At 68.2% G+C, this 623-nt stretch carries 1 protein-coding gene; it reads left to right on the top strand.

Annotated elements, in window-relative coordinates:
* On the top strand, positions 1–623 hold a 623-nt coding region (locus ACYVIH_RS20490; protein WP_460871396.1), incomplete at both ends, for an EF-Tu/IF-2/RF-3 family GTPase.

The raw sequence follows: 623 nt of genomic DNA, 5'->3' as shown, positions 1-623 counted from the left end.
GTCGAGGAGCTGCTGGATCGCGTGGTCGAGCGGATCCCCGCACCCGTGGGCGAGATCGACGCCCCCGCGCGCGCCATGATCTTCGACTCCGTCTACGATCCGTACCGCGGCGTCGTCACCTACGTGCGCATGGTGGACGGGCGGCTGACGCCGCGTGAGAAGATCCTCATGATGTCGACGAAGGCCGAGCACGAGGCGCTCGAGATCGGCGTCTCGTCACCCGGGCCCATGCCGACGAAGGGACTCGCCGTCGGCGAGGTGGGCTACCTCATCACCGGCGTGAAGGACGTGCGCCAGTCGAAGGTCGGCGACACCGTCACCACCAAGCTGAAGCCCGCGCAGGATCCGCTGCCCGGCTACACCGACCCGAAGCCGATGGTGTTCTCGGGGCTGTACCCGCTCGACGGCAGCGACTACCCGATCCTGCGCGACGCACTCGACAAGCTCAAGCTCTCCGACGCGGCGCTCCAGTACGAACCCGAGACCTCGGTGGCGCTCGGGTTCGGCTTCCGCTGCGGCTTCCTCGGCCTGCTGCACCTCGAGATCATCTCCGAGCGCCTGCGCCGCGAGTTCGACCTCGACCTCATCGCGACCGCGCCCAGCGTGATCTACGAGGTCACGAC

Source organism: Nocardioides pakistanensis (genome assembly GCF_054781215.1).
This window is presented reverse-complemented; position numbering and strand designations above follow the sequence as displayed.